The organism is Brevundimonas goettingensis (genome assembly GCF_017487405.1).
GTDB lineage: Bacteria > Pseudomonadota > Alphaproteobacteria > Caulobacterales > Caulobacteraceae > Brevundimonas > Brevundimonas goettingensis.
In genome coordinates, this window is the sequence record NZ_CP062222.1 from 3424238 (window position 1) to 3442325 (window position 18088).

The following is an 18088-nucleotide window of genomic DNA, read 5'->3' on the forward strand; positions in this document are numbered from 1 at the left end:
AAATGACCACGGCCAAACCCATTCCCGCCGTCAGCTTCACGACGGCCCGCACCGGCGCATCTGCCAAGGCCAACGAACTCGGTATGCGTCCGATGCAGGAGCGCGCCTACGCCAGGCGAGGAGAACAGTATCTGCTGATCAAGTCGCCGCCGGCTTCGGGCAAGTCGCGCGCGCTGATGTTCATCGCGCTGGACAAGCTTCACAACCAGGGCCTCAAACAGGCGATCATTGTCGTGCCGGAGAAGTCAATCGGCGGCAGCTTCGCGGATGAGCCGCTGTCGAAGTTCGGCTTCTGGGCCGACTGGACGGTGAAGCCTCAGTGGAACCTCTGCAACGCGCCCGGCCCTGACGAACAGCGCGTTGATCCATCGAAGGTGAAGGCGGTCGGCCAGTTCTTGGCCAGCGAAGACAAGGTGCTTGTCTGCACCCACGCCACTTTCCGGTTCGCCGTGGACCAGCTTGGGGTCGAGGCGTTCGACGGAAGGCTGATCGCCGTGGACGAATTCCATCATGTCTCGGCCAACCCCGACAATCGGCTGGGCGCCCAACTTGCCGAGTTCATCCGGCGCGGCAAGGCGCACATCGTGGCGATGACAGGGAGCTATTTCCGGGGCGACGCGGCACCGGTGCTGATGCCCGAGGACGAGAATAGGTTCGAGACCGTCACCTACACCTACTACGAGCAACTGAACGGCTACGAGCACCTCAAGTCGCTGAACATCGGCTATTTCTTCTACAGCGGCCGGTATCTAACCGCCATCGAAGCCGTGCTTGATCCGTCGAAGAAGACCATCGTCCACATCCCATCAGTGAACTCGCGCGAGAGCACGGCGGACAAGATCAAGGAGGTGGAGCACATCATGCACTGCCTCGGCGAATGGCTGGGCGCCGACCCGACGACCGGATTCCATCGTGTGAAGCTGGAGGACGGCCGGATCATCAAGATCGCCGATCTGGTCGATGATGGCGATCAGGCGAAACGCGCCAAAGTGCTGACCGCCTTGAAAGACCCGTCGCATAAGAACGACCGCGACCATGTGGACATCATCTTGGCTCTCGGCATGGCCAAGGAAGGCTTCGACTGGATTTGGTGCGAGCATGCCCTGACGGTCGGTTACCGCTCCAGCCTGACCGAGATCATCCAGATCATCGGCCGCGCCACCCGCGACGCGCCCGGCAAGGAAAGCGCATCCTTTACCAATCTGATTGCGGAGCCAGACGCCTCGGAAGGTGCCGTCGTCGATGCCATCAACGACACCCTGAAGGCCATAGCCGCGAGCCTTCTGATGGAGCAGGTGTTGGCGCCGCGCTTCAACTTCACGCCGAAGGACCACGGGAAGATCGAGGGCTTCGACTACGGCGACGACGGCTATCAGGAAGGCAAGGCCAACGTCGGCTTTAACGACCAGACGGGCCAGTTCCATTTCGAGATCGGCGGCCTGGTTCAACCGAAAAGCCCCGAGGCGACTCGTGTCTGCCAGGAGGATTTGAACGAGGTCATCACGGCTTTCGTGCAGGATAAGACCGCCCTCGAACGGGGTCTGTTCGACGAGGAGACGGTGCCCGAGGAACTGACCCAAGTCCGCATGGGCAAGATCGTCCGCGACAAGTATCCCGACATGAGTGCCGAGGATCAGGAGGCGATCCGCCAGCACGCCATCGCAGCACTGAACCTAACGCAGAAGGCCAAGGAACTCGCTGCTACGCCTGACACGCCCGGCGAGCCGAAGGCAAACACAGCTTTGTTGGATGGCGTCCGCCGGCTGGCTATTGAGGTCAAGGAACTCGACATCGATCTGATCGACCGCATCAACCCGTTCGAGACCGCCTATGCCGTCCTGGCCAAGTCCATGAACGAAGCCACCCTCAAGCAGGTCCAGTCGGTGATTTCGGCGAAACGCACGACGCTCTCACCCGAGGAGGCCAAGGACTACGCCGCGCGCGCCGTTCGTTTCCGTCGCGAGCGTGGTCGTTCGCCATTGATGGACGCTGCCGATGAGTGGGAGCGGACACTGGCCGAGGGCGCCGCCGCCTTCATGCGCTACGACCGGGAAGGCAAGTATGGCTGACCTGAGCCTCGACGACCTGCGCGCCGAACTCGCCGACTTCGCTCCGGCCGAGACTGAGGCGGCGACCCACACACCACGCGAGGAGCGCATCATCGCGGGCTTCGAGGACATAGTGCGCTTCTTCGAAGAGCACGGTCGCGCGCCTCTGCACGGCGAAGATCGCGACATCTTCGAGCGGCTCTACGCCGTGCGCCTGGATCGAATGCGCGGTCTGGAAGAATGCCGGACCCTGCTCGCCGCGTTCGACAAGAACGGTCTCCTGAACTCCGAGGCGGTGCCCGTCGAACCCGAGGAGATGGACCTCGAAGCACTGCGTGCTGAACTCGCCGGCAGTAACGATCAGGACATCACCAAGCTGCGGCACGTCTCGTCGCGCGAAGAGCGTCAGGCCGCCGAAGACATCGCTGGACGTGAGCGTTGCGAGGACTTCGAGGTCTTCGAGCCGCTGTTCGCCGAGGTCCAGCGAGACCTCGATGCGGGCGTGCGTGTCACCCGCCGATTTGTTCGTGACGCCGGCTTCCAGAAGGCCGACATCCGCGAGGGGGATTTCTTCATCGTCGGCGGTCAGATCGCCTACGTCGCGTCGGTAGGAGAACCTATCAAGGCACCGAACGGCGAGACCGACGCGCGTCTGCGCGTGATCTATTCCAACGGCACCGAGAGCGATCTACTGCTCCGCTCATTGCAGCGCGCTCTCTACAAGGACGACGCTGGGCGTCGGATCACTGAACCCGATGCGGGGCCGCTCTTTGGAGGCGTGGCTGAAGACACCGCGCCAAGCGCGGTTTTCGGTAGCGCGGCCGACGACGGCGAGATCGAAGACGGCACGATTTACGTTCTGCGTAGCCTGTCGGACCAGCCGTTCGTCGCGGAACACCGCCAGGTCTTTCACAAGATCGGCGTGACTGGCGGAGACGTGGCCGCACGCATTGCCGGGGCGAACAAGAGCGCGACCTACCTGCTCGCAGACGTAGAGGTCGTCGCCACCTACAAAGTCTACGGCATTCAGTGTCGCAAGCTCGAAGCCCTCATCCACAAAGTGTTCGCGCCCGCGCTTTTCGATCTCACGATCCCTGACCGGTTCGGTAATGACGTGAAGCCGCGCGAGTGGTTCTTGGTGCCAATCAGCGCGATAGATGAGGCCGTGGAGCGCATTCGCGACGGCAGTATCGTCGAGTTCATTTACGACCCACAGGCTGGGCGTTTGCGCCGGTCATAATGCTCTCCCAGGCCCGGACTGGTTTCAGAAACGGTTTGTGATTGTCCGCCGCGCGTAGATGTCCAGCACGGGGCGTGACCCATGAACATCCAGATACCGCTGAGCTTGACGGTCAGGTATGCTGGTGTTCCATTTCAGCCATGGGACGGCTGCTCGACAAGCTGAAGCGCGGCGCCCCCGCCTACGACGTCAAAGTCGAGCGGGATGGATTCACGCTGATCGGCAAACCGGACCACATCAACGAGTTCAGCGACATCGTGCGCGAAGCGGCCGAACAGGCGGGTGAGGAGTTCGTGGTGTTCACCACAAGCGACGGCCACCAAGGCTACAGCCAGATGTTCGTTATGCCGCTGGACGATGTGGTCGCACTGAAAAGCGGGTAACTTCCATAGTCTGAGTGCTTGTCTCGTCCTAACTCGCCGCAGAGAGGGACGGCTCGGTGTTCAGAAGTCCCGCCACAGCGTTGACGATCTGCGCTGCGACGAATGGTTTGGAGATCAGAACGCTGTTCGGCACACCATGCGCGGCCCATTCGTGCGCGCTGTCACCTGTGACATAGACGACCGGCAAGGTCGGGAGTTGCTCCCGCGCGCTACGAGCCACGTCCCAGCCGGTGAGCTTGCCGCCGAGGTTAACGTCGGTGACCAAGGCCCGACAGGTCTCACCTTCCTTTTCGAGCAGGGTCAGAGCGTCTTCGGCTGAGAGGACTGTTTTGTGGTCAAAGCCTCCATCTTCCATCGCATGCTCGATAGTGAGGAGAACAAGGGCTTCGTCATCGACGACGAAGACACAGACGCTTTCTGACATTCCGGTCTCGGACTAATTTCTGCCGGGTGGCTAACCCTGCTCTTAAAGGGACGTTGCCCGGTTTTCTGTTAAAGTTCCGTCATATATGGCGCGTCCCGCCGTAGAGTTCAGGAGTATTCAGCCCAAGATTGGTTAAGGAGCCGACTGGCCCGCGTAGCGTTCCCGCCCCATGGGAGCAGCGATCAGCTACAACCGATTGCGGGCGATGAAGGCTCGCGAAAGCGCGGCAGCGACCTCAGTCGTGGAGCACCGCCACCATTACCTGCGTCTCGCTTTCCAGTATGACGCCATCGCCGATCTGGAAGACGAACTGCCCCGGCTATTGCGTCCAAGGCAGCTTTGGGTGGTCGGGGAAGATCGCTTGTGGCAGTGGCTCCCACATGAGCGCAGCAGTTCACATCCGGGCCTACAGTGAGGCCGATCTCGACGCGCTGATCGACCTGTTTACTGGATCGGTCAGGCAGGTAGCCAGCCGCGACTACAGCCCGGCCCAAATTGAGGCATGGGCGCCGCTTGCGGTGAATCGCGAGCAGTGGGCGAACCGATTGGGAGGCCGACCGACCTTCGTTGCGGAGGTCGCCGGAGAAATTGTGGGCTTCAGTGATCTGGAGCCAGACGGTCACATCGACATGCTGTTCGTTCATGCCGACTACCAAGGCCGAGGAGTCGCGCGCGCTCTGTTGGATCACATTCATGCTCAAGCGACGAAGAGGGGCATTGGCCGCCTGTTCACGGAAGCGAGCATCACTGCTCGCCCATTCTTTGAGCGCAACGGCTTCAAGTTGATCGAAGCGCAGGATGTCGAACTCCGGGGTGAGACCCTCCGAAACTATCGCATGGCGAAGTAGCGCGTTCTGGTTAGCCACCCCCCCCTCCCCTCAATAGCCCACGCCCTCGTGAGACTCCCCGAGAGCCTGGTTGCAGTGTCTCACAAGCATTCTGATCGCCTTTTGAGAGACCTGTGTCACACTGTCTGAGAACCGTGTGAGGAGGGTCGATGACGGGTGCCTTGGTTGGATACGCAAGAACGTCGTCGGCCGAGCAACGAGCCGGCCTGGAGGCACAGGTCGCCGAACTCCAAACCGCCGGCGCCACCAAGGTCTTTCAGGAGCATGTGAGCAGCGTTGATGCTCAGCGTCCACAACTCCGCGCCGCCCTCGATTGGGTGAGAGACGGCGACACCTTCATCGTGACCAAGCCCGACCGTCTGGCCAGAAGCGTCACCGACCTCCTGCGGATCGTCGAAGACCTGAAGGCCCGCAACGTAACGCTTCGGATCATGAGCATGGGCGTCGATACCTCGACCGCGACCGGGGTGCTCATCCTCCAAGTGCTGGGCGCGGTGAGCCAGTGGGAACGCGAGATCATGCTGGAGAGACAGCGTGCCGGGATCGCCAAGGCCAAGGCTGAGGGACGCTATCGAGGACGCGCTCCGACTGCCCGCGCCAAGACGCCCGAGGTCTTGCGTCTGAAGGCTGAAGGCCAGACCGTCGCCCAGATCGCACAGAGCGTCGGGATCAGTCGAGCAAGCGTCTACAGGGCGTTCGTAGAGGCTGGTGCTTAGGAGGAGAGCAGCGTGTTCGTGGTTCGCCTATCAGGCCCGTCCAGAGAGGACTGGAAAGCGTTTGGGAAGCGCGACGACGCCTTCCAACGCTTCGCCCAAGCTCGGCGGAAGATCATCGACGATGAACTCGATGATGTCCGCGCAGTGATGTTCCAAGTGCCTGGAGAGACTGATGCACGCCAAGCCGTGGAGAAGATCAAGAGTGGCGACCCTGACGTCATCATGGTCGAGAAATCTTGGATCACCCTGTCGGCCGATGAGGAAGCCGAGATCATGAAGCTGATCCACGACATGACCAGCGAAAAGACCCCGTAGGGCGGTTAGAGACGGCCCTGGAGCCGTTCTGAAGCCGCGTGACCAGGATCATGGCCAAGAATGGCGAGCACCGTCTGGGAAGGCTCCAGAGGGCCTTAAGGGACGGACCCGCGCGCCACGCCACCACGGCCGGCCAAGACTGACCGTCCATCGCGTTCAATCGACTACGGCTTGCTGACGCTGTGGCCGCCCGTGCCCGACGTCAGCAACGGTCGAAGGCAACCGTCCCAGCCGTTGACCACGCCTCCACATCGGCCTCTGCTGACCCGCTCTAAGCCCCCGAGTCCCAGAGCATCCTATGACCGACGAAACCGATCCTTCTGGTGTCCCCTCGGCTCCACCAAATCCTTGCTCAACAAGGGTTTGGACGGAAACAGGCGATCAATCTGACACCACGCTGCTACACACGGCTCCCAAGAGACCGTCGAAAAAGCGTTCGCCTACAGTCAGTTCACCGTCCCGACGCTGTGGCACCACCTCGTCGCACACACCGTCCAAACGGCCCCTTCAACCGTCTGCTCGGTCACCTGATGCTCGGCGTCGGCAATCGTCTGGCCTGATAGTCCGTGGATCGACCTACTACCTTCGACCTCCAGCGCGCTGAACAGCGCGCGGGTGCCGATCTTGTAAAGCCAAGCCATTTCTGACATTGTTTAACAAGCATATATTGGCGTGTTTTTTACAAGAAGGTGTTATGACGATCCAGTTTCGGCGGACTCGAACCAACCCGGACGGGACGACGGAGGTCTACGAACCGGTTATGCGGCACGGGATGTTTGTAATGGCGGATCGGGCCGTCCACGAGAAACACAACAACAAGCTCAATCAGTTCTTCGTCGCAGATGCGGAAGCTGTGAAGGCGCGACTGGCATCGGGAGGCGGCGTGAGTCTTCGGATGAAGGGACAGGTCACTGGGCAGCAGAACCTGATCACGGCAAGCGAGGTCGAGGTTCTGATCTAACCCGTCCGTTCCGGCTTGAGGTGCGATAGGTCCAGATCAGGATAGGCGATCCGGCCCATCGCGTCGTAGAGCGTCTGCGCGCGGTAGCCTCGGCCATACGCTGCGGCGGTTTCACCCCCCTCACTGCTGTTGCCCGAAGACCAGCCACCCAGTGCGAGGGCAACCTCATGCTCAATGCGGGCCTCGCGTAGAGCGTCCCGATAGCAATGTCGGAACGAGTGGAAGCAGGTCTTTTCGCGAGCCGCCCCAGCGCGCTCAAGGAAGCGTCTGAACCACTTGCTGAACGGGTCGCTGTAGTAGCCGGTGCTGGACTTCTGGAGTTCGGAAAATAGGCGGACGGCGCCAGCCGTTCGCCTTTGCTCCACGAAGGACAGGAACCCGATCTCGGCCAGTTGGGGGTGGACGGGGATGAACCGTTCGCTGGCTTCTGTCTTCAAGCGTTTGCCGTTGTCGGCGTCAGACGGTCCTTCCGTCACAAAGAAGCAGTCCACGCCATCGAGCCGGTGGATGTCCGCGACGTGTAGCTGGCATATCTCGTTCATTCTCATGCCCGAGAATAGGGCGATCAGCGGCACCCAGAACCGCCCACGACGCGGGTGCGCGTAGCCGGGCGTGGCGTATCCGGCCCAATCGTCAACGCAGCCTCGGTAGATCGGCGCGTCGAAGATCAGGCGTAGCTGCTCGGCGGAAAATGGTAGGCGTTTATCCCGCCGTCTCACCCGGTCGATGACCTGAAGCCCCTTGGCTGGGTTCCGCTCGATCCAGCCCTCATTCTGGCAGAAGTTCATAACCGCCCTGAACTTGCACATGTAGCCGTTGACCGAGGCTGGCGAGAGACGCCCGGTCAGGCCCTTCTCTTTGGACATCCTTGCAGCCGCCAGCGGTGACAGCTTGGGGAACTTCTTCTCGGCGTTCGACGGCAACCAAAGCAGCACGTCGAGAAGCTCGCGTGACGCTTCACGGTCGATGGACCGGATCGTGCGGTTCTCGCCCCATAGGCCGACCGTCAACTCGATGAGATTCAGATAATGAAGGTCCGTCTTGCGAGTGCGCTGCTTTGCAGGATCGGATCGGAACAGTTCGAAGGCTTGGCGAAGCGTTTTGTCCGCTGGCGGTGCCGGATGCGTCGGCGCGATCTTTGGACGCTCGTGGGGAGTCGGGATAACCGGCAGAGTGCCGTGGGCTTCGATGTCTCGCCATTGTTGCTCGAACTCTGCTGCGACGATCCGAGCTTTGCGGACAGCATCAGCCCGATAGCCGGTGCCGAGAGACCTCATCACCTCCGTCTTGCCGAGGATGCCAGCCAATGAACGCGGAACCCGAAGTCGAAGGTAGTAGGTCGATCCACGGACTATCAGGCCAGACGATTGCCGACGCCGAGCATCAGGTGACCGAGCAGACGGTTGAAGGGGCCGTTTGGACGGTGTGTGCGACGAGGTGGTGCCACAGCGTCGGGACGGTGAACTGACTGTAGGCGAACGCTTTTTCGACGGTCTCTTGGGAGCCGTGTGTAGCAGCGTGGTGTCAGATTGATCGCCTGTTTCCGTCCAAACCCTTGTTGAGCAAGGATTTGGTGGAGCCGAGGGGAGTCGAACCCCTGACCTCGTCATTGCGAACGACGCGCTCTACCAACTGAGCTACGGCCCCCTTCTCAGGGTGCAGGCGAGGGCGGGACATACGGGGGGCGGGGGTGTGGTGTCAACAGCCTGCCCGTCCCATGGCGACCGCCCGCGCCCGACCCGTGCGACGTATCGGCGTTTGTGGCTCCGCGCGACCTCGGCTAGAAGCGGCGCTCGGCCTGTTTGCGGGCCCGTCTCATCGCTCGGAGCGCTTCCATGGGTTACGCCATCGTCTGGCTGGTCGACACCGTCATCGGCCTGATGATCCTGTTCATCGTCGCCTCGGCCATCCTGAGCTGGCTGTTCGCCTTCGATGTGATCAACCACCGCAACCGGTTCGTGAACCAGGTGGCCGGCTTCCTCGACGCCGTGACCCGGCCCCTGCTGGAGCCTTTCCGCCGGGTCATCCCGTCGCTGGGCGGGATCGACATCTCGCCGATCGTGGTGCTGCTGCTGCTCAATTTCGCCCGCATCCTGTTCGACCGGATGGCCGCGCCGATCCTGATCGGCCTGCTGGGCTAGAAAGGGGTTGGGGCTCGTCCACGACGCGAAACCGTGTCTCAGGCGCCGCCCCGGCTTCGGCTCTGTTGCTGCATTGCACGATTCCAGCCTTGCACCGTCCGGCGACCCTCTTAAGGTGCCGCCGACTGGCCAAGGGCCGCTGAACACCACGACTAAATGACCACGATCGGAACAGTCGCCGTTATCGGCGCCGGACAGATGGGCGTCGGGATTTCCCACGCCGTGGCTCTGGGCGGCTATTCCGTGCGGCTCTACGACATCGCCGCGGCGCGCCTGCCGGTAGCCGTGGGCGAGATCGCCGCCAACCTGGCCCGCCAGGTGGGCAAGGGCACGGTGACCCAGGCCGACGCCGACGCCGCCCTGGCCCGCATCCAGACCACCGACAGCCTGGCCGAGGCCGGATCGGCCGATCTGGTCATCGAGGTCGCGGTCGAGGACGAGGCGGTCAAGAAGGCCCTCTACGCCGAACTGGTCCCGCATCTGGCGGCCCATACCCTGCTGGCCTCCAACACCTCTTCCATCTCGATCACCCGCCTGGCCTCGGCGACGGATCGGGCCGACCGCTTCATCGGCCTGCATTTCATGAAGCCGGCCCCGGTCATGGGCCTGGTCGAGATCATCCGCGGCATCGCCACCTCTGCGGACACCTATGACACCGCTGTCGCCTTCGCCGAGAGCCTGGGCAAGACCACCACCAACGCCGAGGACTTCCCGGCCTTCATCGTCAACCGTATTCTGGTGCCGATGATGAACGAGGCGATCTTCACCCTCTATGAGGGCGTCGGCGACGTGGCCTCGATCGACAAGGCGCTCAAACTGGGCGCCAACCACCCGATGGGTCCGCTGGAGCTGGCCGACTTCATGGGGCTGGACGTGGTCCTGGCCATCATGAACGTGCTCTACGACGGTCTGGCCGACAGCAAATACCGCCCCTGCCCCCTGCTGGTGAAATATGTCGAGGCCGGCTGGCTGGGACGCAAGTCGGGCCGCGGCTTCTACGACTATTCCGGCCCCAGCCCCGTTCCGACACGGTAGGGCGACGCGATGATCCCGACCTTCGAAAAGCCCGAAGACCTGCCCGGCCAGACCCGGGTCATGTGGCGGCGCACCCCGGGGGCGCAGGTGCTGGCCAGTATCGCCGCCGTCTGCTGGCCGCCCCTGATCGCCACCTTCTTCATCTGGCCGCCCAGCGGGCCGCACTGGATCCCGGGGCGCGAGATGGACTGGCGGCTGCTGGTCCTGTTCATCGGCCTCATCGCCGCCCCGACGGGCCTTTGGCTGCTGGGCCGCGAGCGCGACCGCACCGGCCGACCGGCCTCGCGTCTGGGCGTGATCTGGCGCTTCATGCTGTACGGCGGCCTTCTGGGCGCGGCCCTGGCCGTGATCTTCGCCCTGATCCAGATCCTGATCGGCGCGATCTCGTCGGGCAGCGTCATGCAGGCGCTCGGCTCGACCGAGACCATCCTGCTGATCTACGGCGTCGGCGGCCTTCCGGTGTCGATCCTGGTGGGTGTCAGCTACGCCCTGTGGGCCGGCCTGTGCGCCGCCTTCCTGGCCTTCCAGCCCGCGCCCGACAAGGTTCGCGACCGCCTGGGCCTGATGCGCGACGACAACCCCTAGGTCACAGTCGCCGCGGTTTGCGCCTCCGGCGTATTGCCTCGCGGATCATCGTTCGGCACCTTCCCGGCGCCCGGTTCGGGCGGGGGACATCGACATGACAGAAGCCGCCGTGGCCATCGCGGTTGAACCTCAACCCGCGCTCAAGCCGGGGCCGGTCAGCCGCGCCGACCGGATCGAGACGCTCGATGTCCTGCGCGGCTTCGCGGTGCTGGGCATTCTCGCCGTCAACGCCATGGCCTTCGCCTGGCCCGCGATGATGGACGCCGGCTCCATGGCCGCCCCCTACGCACTGGACACGGCCAACAGCTGGGCCGTCTGGGCCGTCGAGGTTCTGCTGCACAACAAATGCCGGACCCTGTTCTCCATGCTGTTCGGGGTGTCGATCTTCCTCGTCGGCGGCGAGCGGAGCGACAAGGCCCGGGGCGCGATCCTGAGACGACGCCTGCTGGTGCTGGCGATCTTCGGCCTGCTGCACGGCCTGGCCCTGTGGTTCGGCGACATCCTGCTGCTCTATGCCTGGTCGGGCGTCTTCATGATGCTGTGCCGGTCCTGGTCGCCGAAGCGGCTTCTGTGGACGGGGATCGGCATCGTCACCGCCTTCACCCTGCTGGAACTGGGCGGCAACGTCTTTTCCTCGCTTCAGCCCTATGACGCCGCCAAGGGCGCGGCCGAGGTGGCCAAACAGGCCGCCGCCACCCTGAAGACGGTCGAGGCCGTCCGCTCGGGCTGGGCCGGCGCCATGTTCGAGAACCTGAAGATGTGGGGGATCGTCCAGGGGATGAGCGCCGTCCTCTTCGTCTTCCCCACCGTGGGGCTGATGATGATCGGCCTGGGCCTGTTCAAGACCGGCTATCTGGCGGGGCGGTCGTCGGCCTGGGTCTATGGGCTGATGGTGGTGGTCGGGATCGCCATCACCGTGCCCTTCGGCTGGTACAACTGGCTGGATCTCCTGCCCGGCCACGCCCCGGCGGAGATCTACATCCCCCGCTCGATCGGCGACGCCCTGGCCCCCTTCTGCACCCTGGCCTATGTCGGGCTGCTGGTGCTGATGACGCGGTACGGTCTGGGCTGGCTGACGCGGCGGCTGGCGCCGGTCGGGAAGATGGCTTTCACCAACTATCTGACCCAGACCCTGATCATGACCTCCCTGTTCTACATGCCCTGGGGGCCGCTGCTGTACGGCAAGGTCGAGCCGGCGCCGCTGTGGGGCATAGTCGGGGCGGTCTGGCTGCTGCAGCTGATCTGGTCGCCGCTGTGGCTGTCGGTGTTCGAGATGGGGCCGCTGGAGTGGGTGTGGCGCTGCCTGACCTATGGGCGGTTCGTGCCGCTGCTGAAGCGGGGGTGAGCAAGAAGCGTTAGTGAGCAAGAGGTGAGCGGCGCCACGAAAGTTTCGCAGATGGCCGGCGCTCACTGCTCGCTCACTAGCACTCCTCACTAGCACTCTCGGGTCTATCCCCTCTAAAAGCCCGGCATGACCGATACGCCTGAGACCACCCCCGATACCGCACTCGTCCGCCCCGAGGCCCGCAGTCCGCGCGGCTTTGGCGACAAGCGCGGCCGCGATCTGATCGCCGAGCGCCGCATCGTGGCGAAGGTGTCCGAGGTCTATGAGCGCTGGGGCTTCGAGCCGCTGGAGACTCCGGCCTTCGAATATGTCGACGCGCTCGGCAAATTCCTGCCCGACACCGACCGTCCGAACGAGGGCGTTCTGGCGCTTCAGGACGACGACGACCAGTGGATGGCCCTGCGCTACGACCTGACCGCGCCGCTGGCCCGGTTCGCGGCCCAGAACTGGGAGACCCTGCCCAAACCCTTCCGCCGCTACGCCTTCGGGCCGGTCTGGCGCAACGAGAAGCCCGGACCGGGGCGCTTCCGCGAGTTCTGGCAGTGCGACGCCGACACCGTGGGCTCGGACCGGCCCGAGGCCGACGCGGAGATCATCGCCATGGCCTCTGCGGGCCTGAGGGCGGCGGGTCTGGCCGAGGGTCAGGCGGTGATCCGCGTCTCCAACCGCAAACTGTTCGACGGCCTGTTCGACGCCGGCGGGGTGACCGATCCGGCCCAGCGCCTGACCGCCCTGCGCGCCGTCGACAAGTTCGACCGTCTGGGCTGGGAAGGCGTGTCGGCCCTGCTCGGCGAAGGCCGGCTGGACGAGAGCGGCGACTATACCAAGGGGGCGAAACTGCCGCTGGGCGTCGCCGCCACCATCGAGGCCTTCCTCGCTTCCGCAGGCGACGCGGCCCTGTCGCGCGCGGAGACGCTGGAGGCCGTCGCGCGGGCGGGCGGTCTGGGCGCGGCGGGTGAAGCCGCCCTTGAGGAATTGGCCGGCATCGACGCCGCGCTGAAGGCCATGGGCGTGGATCAGGCCTCGGTGAAGTTCGATCCCACCATCGTGCGCGGTCTGGAATATTACACCGGCGCCGTTTTCGAGGCCGAACTGTTGCTGGAGACGAAAGACGACAAGGGCCGGCCGATGCGCTTCGGCTCGATCGGCGGCGGCGGCCGGTATGACGATCTCGTCGCCCGTTTCACCGGCCAGTCGACCCCGGCGACGGGCTTCTCCTTCGGGGTGTCGCGTCTGGCCTCGGCGCTTCGGGCGGCCGGACGGGCCGACGCCTCGGTGCGCGGGCCGGTCGTGGTCATCGTCTTCTCGCAGGACGACATGCAGTCCTATCTCGACGCCGTCTCCGAGCTGAGGAACGCGGGCATACCCGCCGAACTCTACCTCGGTCGGGCCGGTATGAAGGCCCAGATGAAATACGCCGACCGCCGGGGCGCCCCCGCCGCCGTCATGCTGGGCGGGGACGAGATCGCCGCCGGTCAGGTAACCATCAAGGACCTCGACGCCGGACGCGCCTTGGCCGCCGGCGTGGCCGATAACGAGGCCTGGAAGGCGGCCCGACCCGGTCAGGTCACCGTCGCCCGCAGCGACCTTGTGCAAACCATTCGCGGCATTATCGAATAAGCTTCGATAAAATCCGGCTTCACGGATGACTTATCGACGATCACTCATAAAAGTTTCGGTTTTTGCGTGACGGTTCATTGACGACACCCGGGCATCCGGGTCATTTGACCTCACTCGAACGGCGCAACGCGGAAGCACAGCTGCCGGTCGGAGGCGTTTCGGGGAGGAAACGTCCGCTCCACAGAGAGCGTGAAAGCCCGCTGCGATGTATCCCCCGCAGCGGGCTTTTTCACATCCAGATTCCTGAGGTCGCTATCGTTCGCTGCGCGGCGGCTCACTGCTTGAGCGCGATGCGAATGCCTTCGCAGGAACACGAGAGTTGCGGCACGAACTCATCCGGATCCGGCGGAATCATCGTCCGCCTGTAATTCGCCGCTCTCTTGCTCTATAGGGCTCGCGCTCAAGCAGCGCGTCTCCGCGAGACGCGCGTTAGCGCCCCAACAAAGTCTTCCATGAAATTTCTCGACCAGGCCAAGATCTATATTCGTTCCGGCAACGGCGGTGGCGGTTCCGTCTCCTTCCGACGCGAGAAATTCATCCCGAACGGCGGCCCTGACGGCGGCGACGGCGGCAACGGCGGCAATGTCTGGATCGAGGCGGTCGAGGGTCTGAACACCCTGATCGACTATCGCTACAAACAGCATTTCAAGGCCGGCACCGGCCATCACGGCCAGGGCCGACAGATGCACGGCGGCAAGGGCGAGGATGTCGTGCTCAAGGTCCCGGTCGGCACCCAGGTGCTGGGTGAGGACAAGGAGACGGTCGTTCTGGACATGACCGAGGTCGGCCAGATCGAATGCCTGCTGCGCGGCGGCAACGGCGGCTGGGGCAATGTCCGCTTCAAGGGCCCGCAGAACCAGGCGCCGCGCTTCGCCAACCCCGGCCAGGAAGGCCAGGAGATGTGGATCTGGCTACGGCTGAAACTGATCGCCGACATCGGTCTGGCGGGCCTGCCCAACGCCGGCAAGTCGACCTTCCTCGCCGCGGCCTCGGCCGCCCGGCCCAAGATCGCCGACTATCCGTTCACGACCCTGGCCCCCAACCTCGGCATGGTGGATCTGTCGCCGGGCGAGCGTTTCGTCATCGCCGACATCCCCGGCCTGATCGAGGGCGCCAGTGACGGCGCCGGGCTCGGCACCCGCTTCCTTGGCCACGTCGAACGTTCGGCCTCCCTGATCCATCTGATCGACGGCACCCAGGACAATGTCGTGGAGGCGTACCGGATCATTCGTGGCGAGCTGGATGCCTATGGCGAGGGTCTGGGCGACAAGGCCGAGATTCTGGCGCTCAACAAGATCGACGCCCTGACCCCGGAAGCGCGCGAGGAAAAGGCCGCCGAGCTGGAGGCCGTCGCCGGCCGCCGTCCCATGCTGGTCTCGGGCGTGTCCGGCGAGGGCGTGCCCGAACTGCTGCGCGCCGCCTGGGCCGAGGTCCGCAAGAACCGCGGCGAGATCGACGACGAGGGCGACGAACGCGTCCAGCTGACCGAGGCCTGGCGGCCCTAGTCGTCGAGTTCGTCGGCCAGCCGCCTGAGGTGTTCGGCCGGAGCGTCAGTGATAGGATCGACGTGAGAGACGATGATCCGCTTCAGGTCCGGCAGGGCCGCCCAGTCGCGCATCTGGGCCGCCAGCGCCGCCTTGTCCTTGATGAAGCGGCGGATGGTTCGGGGAATGCTCGGTTCGTGCACCCCGTAGTCGAACAGCCGCGTCATGACATTGGCGCCCAGACCGTGCGGGTGGGTCACATGGCCGATGATGTCGTTGGTGATCAGGGTCGTCCCGCCTGATCGCGTGACGATCAGGGCGCTCTCGGCCGCCGCCGTGCCCGCGACCGTGACGAAGCGGACGCCCGGATCGCCGAAGACGTCCTCGGTCGCGTCGACCGGCACTGCCGCCTCTACCGCCTCATGCGAGCCCTCGGGTGCGACCACCGTCAGGCCCGGATAGCGGTCCTTGAACAGCCGGGCGTCCAGCCGGTGACCGGCATTGGGCACGATGAGGAAGCGCGGCGCCCCGAAAGCCTCCAGCTCGGCCATGCCGGCGTCGTCGAGGGCGATGGCGCTCCAGATCACCACCCCGCCGTCCTTGAGGCGCACCGCCGTCATCCGCCGGGGAAAGCGGCCGAGGGGCATGACGATCTCGCCGGCGACACTGATCAGGCCTTCATCGACCGTCTCGATCGCCCCATGCGGGCCGACCGTCCATTCGGCGTTGAATTGGCTCATCGGTCTCTCCGGCGACTGCCCCTGGTGAACGATCGGCGGGGAGGCGGGTTCATTGCGCCGGAACCCCACGGCCTTGAGCTCGCTCCCTGACGACAAAGGAGAGACAATCCATGGATGACAAACAGAGCGACGGCCGCAAGGCGAACGGCGCCGCGCCCGGAGGCAAGCCCGACGCCTCTACGTCGGAGGCGAAGGTCCGGGAAACCGGCCGCCGCGAGACGAAGTCGGCCGGACCCGATGGTCCCGACGCTGGCGAGGTGGGCAAGACGTTCAAGCAAACCGGCGGGTGATTCCTGCGCGACAGAGGCGTGACGGCGTGATAGCGCAGCCTTGAGCATAAGCCTGTCAGAGCCCTCCCCGCCTTGTCCTTCTTCCACGCCGGTCCCGCGCCCCGGATCTCCGGGCCCCGTCACGGGGCGCTGAGGGATGGGCTGGCCCTGACGCGAGGGATGCGGGTCGGGCTGTTCGGCGGCTCGTTCAACCCGGCCCACGACGGTCACGCCCATGTCGCCGAGACGGCCATGAGCCGGCTGGGGCTGGAGCGGGTCATCTGGCTGGTCTCGCCGCAGAATCCGCTGAAAGGCCGTCAGGAGACGGCGCCGCTGGAGGGCCGGATGGCCTCTGCCCGCGCCTTGGCCAAGGGGCCCGGCATGATCGTCTCCGACTTCGAGACCCGCATCGGCACGGCCTGGACGGTCGATACCCTCAGGGCCCTGAAGGCGCGCCATCCGGGCGTGCATTTCGTCTGGCTGATGGGGTCCGACAACCTGGCCAGCTTCCATCGCTGGAGGGGCTGGACCGACATCATGCGGATGATGCCGGTGGCGGTGATCGCCCGGCCGGGCTCGCTGCTGGAAAGCCGCTCTGCGCCGGCCGCGCGGCGTTTCGCGAGCGATCGGGTGTCCGAGACCGAGGCCCGCCGCCTGCCCGATATGGCGGCCCCCGCCTGGACCTATCTGACCGCGCCGCTGAACCTCAGTTCGTCGACCGCCCTGCGCGCGAAAGCCCGCGTCGAACCTGATTCGGCGGCTCCGCTTGAGTCGGGTGACCTTGGGGGCCATCTGTGCTAGAGACCCTCTTTAGTCACCGCCCTGGAGCCCTCCGCTGACCCCCTCGCCCGCGTACGATACGCAAGACGACGCCGTTTCCAACACGGCCCATGAGATGGACGAATTCGAGCCCATCCATTCCGAAGACGGCGACGAGTCTACGGGGTTTGACGGTCCGCGCGCGGCTCTGCCCGTCGGTTCGACGCCGCTGGAGACCGCCATCCTCGCCAAGCTGGATGACGACAAGGCGCTGGACATCGTCCTGATCGACCTCAAGGGCAAGTCGCCCATGGCCGACACCATGATCGTGGCCTCGGGCCGGTCGCACCGCCACGTCGGCGCGCTTGCTGACCACCTGCTGCGCACGCTGAAGGACCACGGTCTGGGCAAGGCCAAGGTCGAGGGCCTGCCGCACTGCGATTGGGTCCTGATCGATTCCGGCGACGTGATCATCCACCTGTTCCGGCCGGAAGTGCGGATGTTCTACAACATCGAGAAGATCTGGGCCGTCGACAGCGCCCACCGCACCCAGGCCTCGGCCTGATCTTTTCCGCTCGTCCCCGCGCAGGCGGGGATCCAGTGCTTTGGGCGATCGGATCAGGATGGCTGGCGACAGACCCTCATCCCACAGGCATTGCCTCATAAAATGACTGGGTCCCCGCCTTCGCGGGGACGAGCGGAGTTCGGGGTGAAACTTTCAGTCATAGCGATCGGCAAACCGGGGCGCGGGCCTGAGGCCGCGCTCGCGGACGACTATGCCCGGCGCGCCACCCTCGCGGGCCGGGCGCTGGGTCTCGGCCCTCTGGAGCTGGTCGATCTCGACGCGAAGAAGACCGGCAAGGCGCCCGAGGCCGAACTGCTGCTTGCCGCGGCGGAAGGCGCGCACCTGATCGCCTGCGACGAGCGCGGCAAGACGTACTCGAGCCGCGCCTTCGCCGATCATATCGCGACCCTGCGCGACCGGGGCGAGCGCAAGGTCGTCTTCGTCATCGGCGGGGCGGACGGGCTGGACAAGTCTGTGCTCGACGCCGCCGGTTCGACCCTGGCCTTCGGGCCCCAGACCTGGCCTCATGCCCTGGCCCGCGCCATGCTGGCCGAACAGCTCTATCGGGCCGTGACGATCCTGGCCGGATCACCCTATCATCGGGACTGAA

General features: G+C 64.7%; 20 protein-coding genes and 1 tRNA gene. 17 read left to right on the plus strand and 4 right to left on the minus strand.

Going from position 1 to position 18088, the window contains the following annotated elements; all coding sequences use genetic code 11:
* Window positions 1–2 precede the first annotated feature (2 nt).
* From IFJ75_RS16825 to IFJ75_RS16835, 3 genes are all read left to right on the plus strand, one after another.
* Window positions 3–2069: a DEAD/DEAH box helicase gene (locus IFJ75_RS16825; protein ID WP_207869646.1), complete on the plus strand. Its 2067-nt coding sequence runs from the start codon at window positions 3–5 to the stop codon at window positions 2067–2069.
* Window positions 2062–3288 (plus strand): GIY-YIG nuclease family protein, encoded by a 1227-nt coding sequence (locus IFJ75_RS16830; RefSeq protein WP_207869648.1) that lies wholly within the window; start codon window positions 2062–2064, stop codon window positions 3286–3288. The genes IFJ75_RS16825 and IFJ75_RS16830 overlap by 8 nt, the downstream gene beginning before the upstream one ends.
* A gap of 140 nt (window positions 3289–3428) precedes the next feature.
* A complete protein-coding gene (locus tag IFJ75_RS16835) occupies window positions 3429–3671 on the plus strand; it encodes a hypothetical protein (RefSeq protein WP_207869650.1) in 243 nt (80 codons plus the stop codon).
* Window positions 3672–3699: 28 nt separating this feature from the next.
* On the opposite strand, the gene IFJ75_RS16840 is transcribed toward IFJ75_RS16835, so the two are convergent.
* Window positions 3700–4095, minus strand: a complete 396-nt coding sequence (locus IFJ75_RS16840) for a response regulator (RefSeq protein WP_207869652.1) — start codon at window positions 4093–4095, stop codon at window positions 3700–3702.
* 380 nt (window positions 4096–4475) lie between these two features.
* Here IFJ75_RS16840 and IFJ75_RS16845 point away from each other — a divergent pair, with 380 nt between their 5' ends.
* The 4 genes from IFJ75_RS16845 (at window position 4476) to IFJ75_RS16860 (ending at window position 6935) form a co-directional block, all read left to right on the plus strand.
* Window positions 4476–4943 carry a GNAT family N-acetyltransferase gene (locus tag IFJ75_RS16845; protein ID WP_207869654.1) on the plus strand — a complete coding sequence of 156 codons (468 nt, stop codon included), beginning with the start codon at window positions 4476–4478 and terminating at the stop codon, window positions 4941–4943.
* A 149-nt stretch (window positions 4944–5092) separates the two neighbouring features.
* On the plus strand, window positions 5093–5659 hold the full coding sequence (locus tag IFJ75_RS16850; protein WP_207869624.1) for a recombinase family protein: 567 nt from the start codon (window positions 5093–5095) through the stop codon (window positions 5657–5659).
* A 12-nt stretch (window positions 5660–5671) separates the two neighbouring features.
* Complete coding sequence (locus IFJ75_RS16855) at window positions 5672–5974, plus strand: type 1 periplasmic-binding domain-containing protein (RefSeq protein WP_207869622.1); 303 nt, start codon at window positions 5672–5674, stop codon at window positions 5972–5974.
* A 694-nt stretch (window positions 5975–6668) separates the two neighbouring features.
* Window positions 6669–6935, plus strand: coding sequence for a hypothetical protein (locus tag IFJ75_RS16860; RefSeq protein WP_207869656.1), 267 nt, complete (start codon window positions 6669–6671; stop codon window positions 6933–6935).
* On the opposite strand, the gene IFJ75_RS16865 is transcribed toward IFJ75_RS16860, so the two are convergent.
* Window positions 6932–8242, minus strand: coding sequence for a site-specific integrase (locus IFJ75_RS16865; RefSeq protein WP_207869658.1), 1311 nt, complete (start codon window positions 8240–8242; stop codon window positions 6932–6934). The genes IFJ75_RS16860 and IFJ75_RS16865 overlap by 4 nt on opposite strands.
* A 264-nt stretch (window positions 8243–8506) precedes the next feature.
* A tRNA-Ala gene (locus IFJ75_RS16870) sits at window positions 8507–8582 on the minus strand.
* A 188-nt stretch (window positions 8583–8770) separates the two neighbouring features.
* Here IFJ75_RS16870 and IFJ75_RS16875 point away from each other — a divergent pair.
* From IFJ75_RS16875 to obgE, 6 genes are all read left to right on the plus strand, one after another.
* Entirely contained in the window at window positions 8771–9076 is a 306-nt protein-coding gene (locus IFJ75_RS16875; RefSeq protein WP_207869660.1) for a YggT family protein, read from the plus strand.
* Window positions 9077–9232: 156 nt separating this feature from the next.
* Entirely contained in the window at window positions 9233–10111 is an 879-nt protein-coding gene (locus IFJ75_RS16880; RefSeq protein WP_207869662.1) for a 3-hydroxybutyryl-CoA dehydrogenase, read from the plus strand.
* Between the two features lie 9 nt (window positions 10112–10120).
* Window positions 10121–10696 (plus strand): phthalate transporter, encoded by a 576-nt coding sequence (locus IFJ75_RS16885; protein WP_207869664.1) that lies wholly within the window; start codon window positions 10121–10123, stop codon window positions 10694–10696.
* 94 nt (window positions 10697–10790) lie between these two features.
* The gene (locus tag IFJ75_RS16890; protein ID WP_207869666.1) at window positions 10791–12041 is read left to right on the plus strand and encodes a DUF418 domain-containing protein; all 1251 of its coding nucleotides are present in this window, start codon (window positions 10791–10793) and stop codon (window positions 12039–12041) included.
* A 126-nt stretch (window positions 12042–12167) separates the two neighbouring features.
* Window positions 12168–13661, plus strand: a complete 1494-nt coding sequence (hisS, locus tag IFJ75_RS16895) for a histidine--tRNA ligase (RefSeq protein ID WP_207869668.1) — start codon at window positions 12168–12170, stop codon at window positions 13659–13661.
* 452 nt (window positions 13662–14113) lie between these two features.
* A complete protein-coding gene (obgE, locus tag IFJ75_RS16900; RefSeq protein ID WP_207869670.1) occupies window positions 14114–15166 on the plus strand; it encodes a GTPase ObgE in 1053 nt (350 codons plus the stop codon).
* Here the strand turns inward: obgE and IFJ75_RS16905 are convergent.
* Window positions 15163–15885, minus strand: a complete 723-nt coding sequence (locus IFJ75_RS16905; RefSeq protein ID WP_207869672.1) for a hypothetical protein — start codon at window positions 15883–15885, stop codon at window positions 15163–15165. The genes obgE and IFJ75_RS16905 overlap by 4 nt on opposite strands.
* A 110-nt stretch (window positions 15886–15995) precedes the next feature.
* Here IFJ75_RS16905 and IFJ75_RS16910 point away from each other — a divergent pair, with 110 nt between their 5' ends.
* From IFJ75_RS16910 to rlmH, 4 genes are all read left to right on the plus strand, one after another.
* Window positions 15996–16175 (plus strand): hypothetical protein, encoded by a 180-nt coding sequence (locus IFJ75_RS16910; RefSeq protein ID WP_207869674.1) that lies wholly within the window; start codon window positions 15996–15998, stop codon window positions 16173–16175.
* A gap of 159 nt (window positions 16176–16334) precedes the next feature.
* Window positions 16335–16955, plus strand: a complete 621-nt coding sequence (locus IFJ75_RS16915) for a nicotinate-nucleotide adenylyltransferase (protein WP_404822105.1) — start codon at window positions 16335–16337, stop codon at window positions 16953–16955.
* 94 nt (window positions 16956–17049) lie between these two features.
* Window positions 17050–17478, plus strand: a complete 429-nt coding sequence (gene rsfS, locus IFJ75_RS16920) for a ribosome silencing factor (RefSeq protein WP_207869679.1) — start codon at window positions 17050–17052, stop codon at window positions 17476–17478.
* A gap of 144 nt (window positions 17479–17622) precedes the next feature.
* Window positions 17623–18087, plus strand: coding sequence for a 23S rRNA (pseudouridine(1915)-N(3))-methyltransferase RlmH (gene rlmH / locus IFJ75_RS16925; RefSeq protein WP_207869681.1), 465 nt, complete (start codon window positions 17623–17625; stop codon window positions 18085–18087).
* Window position 18088 lies beyond the last annotated feature (1 nt).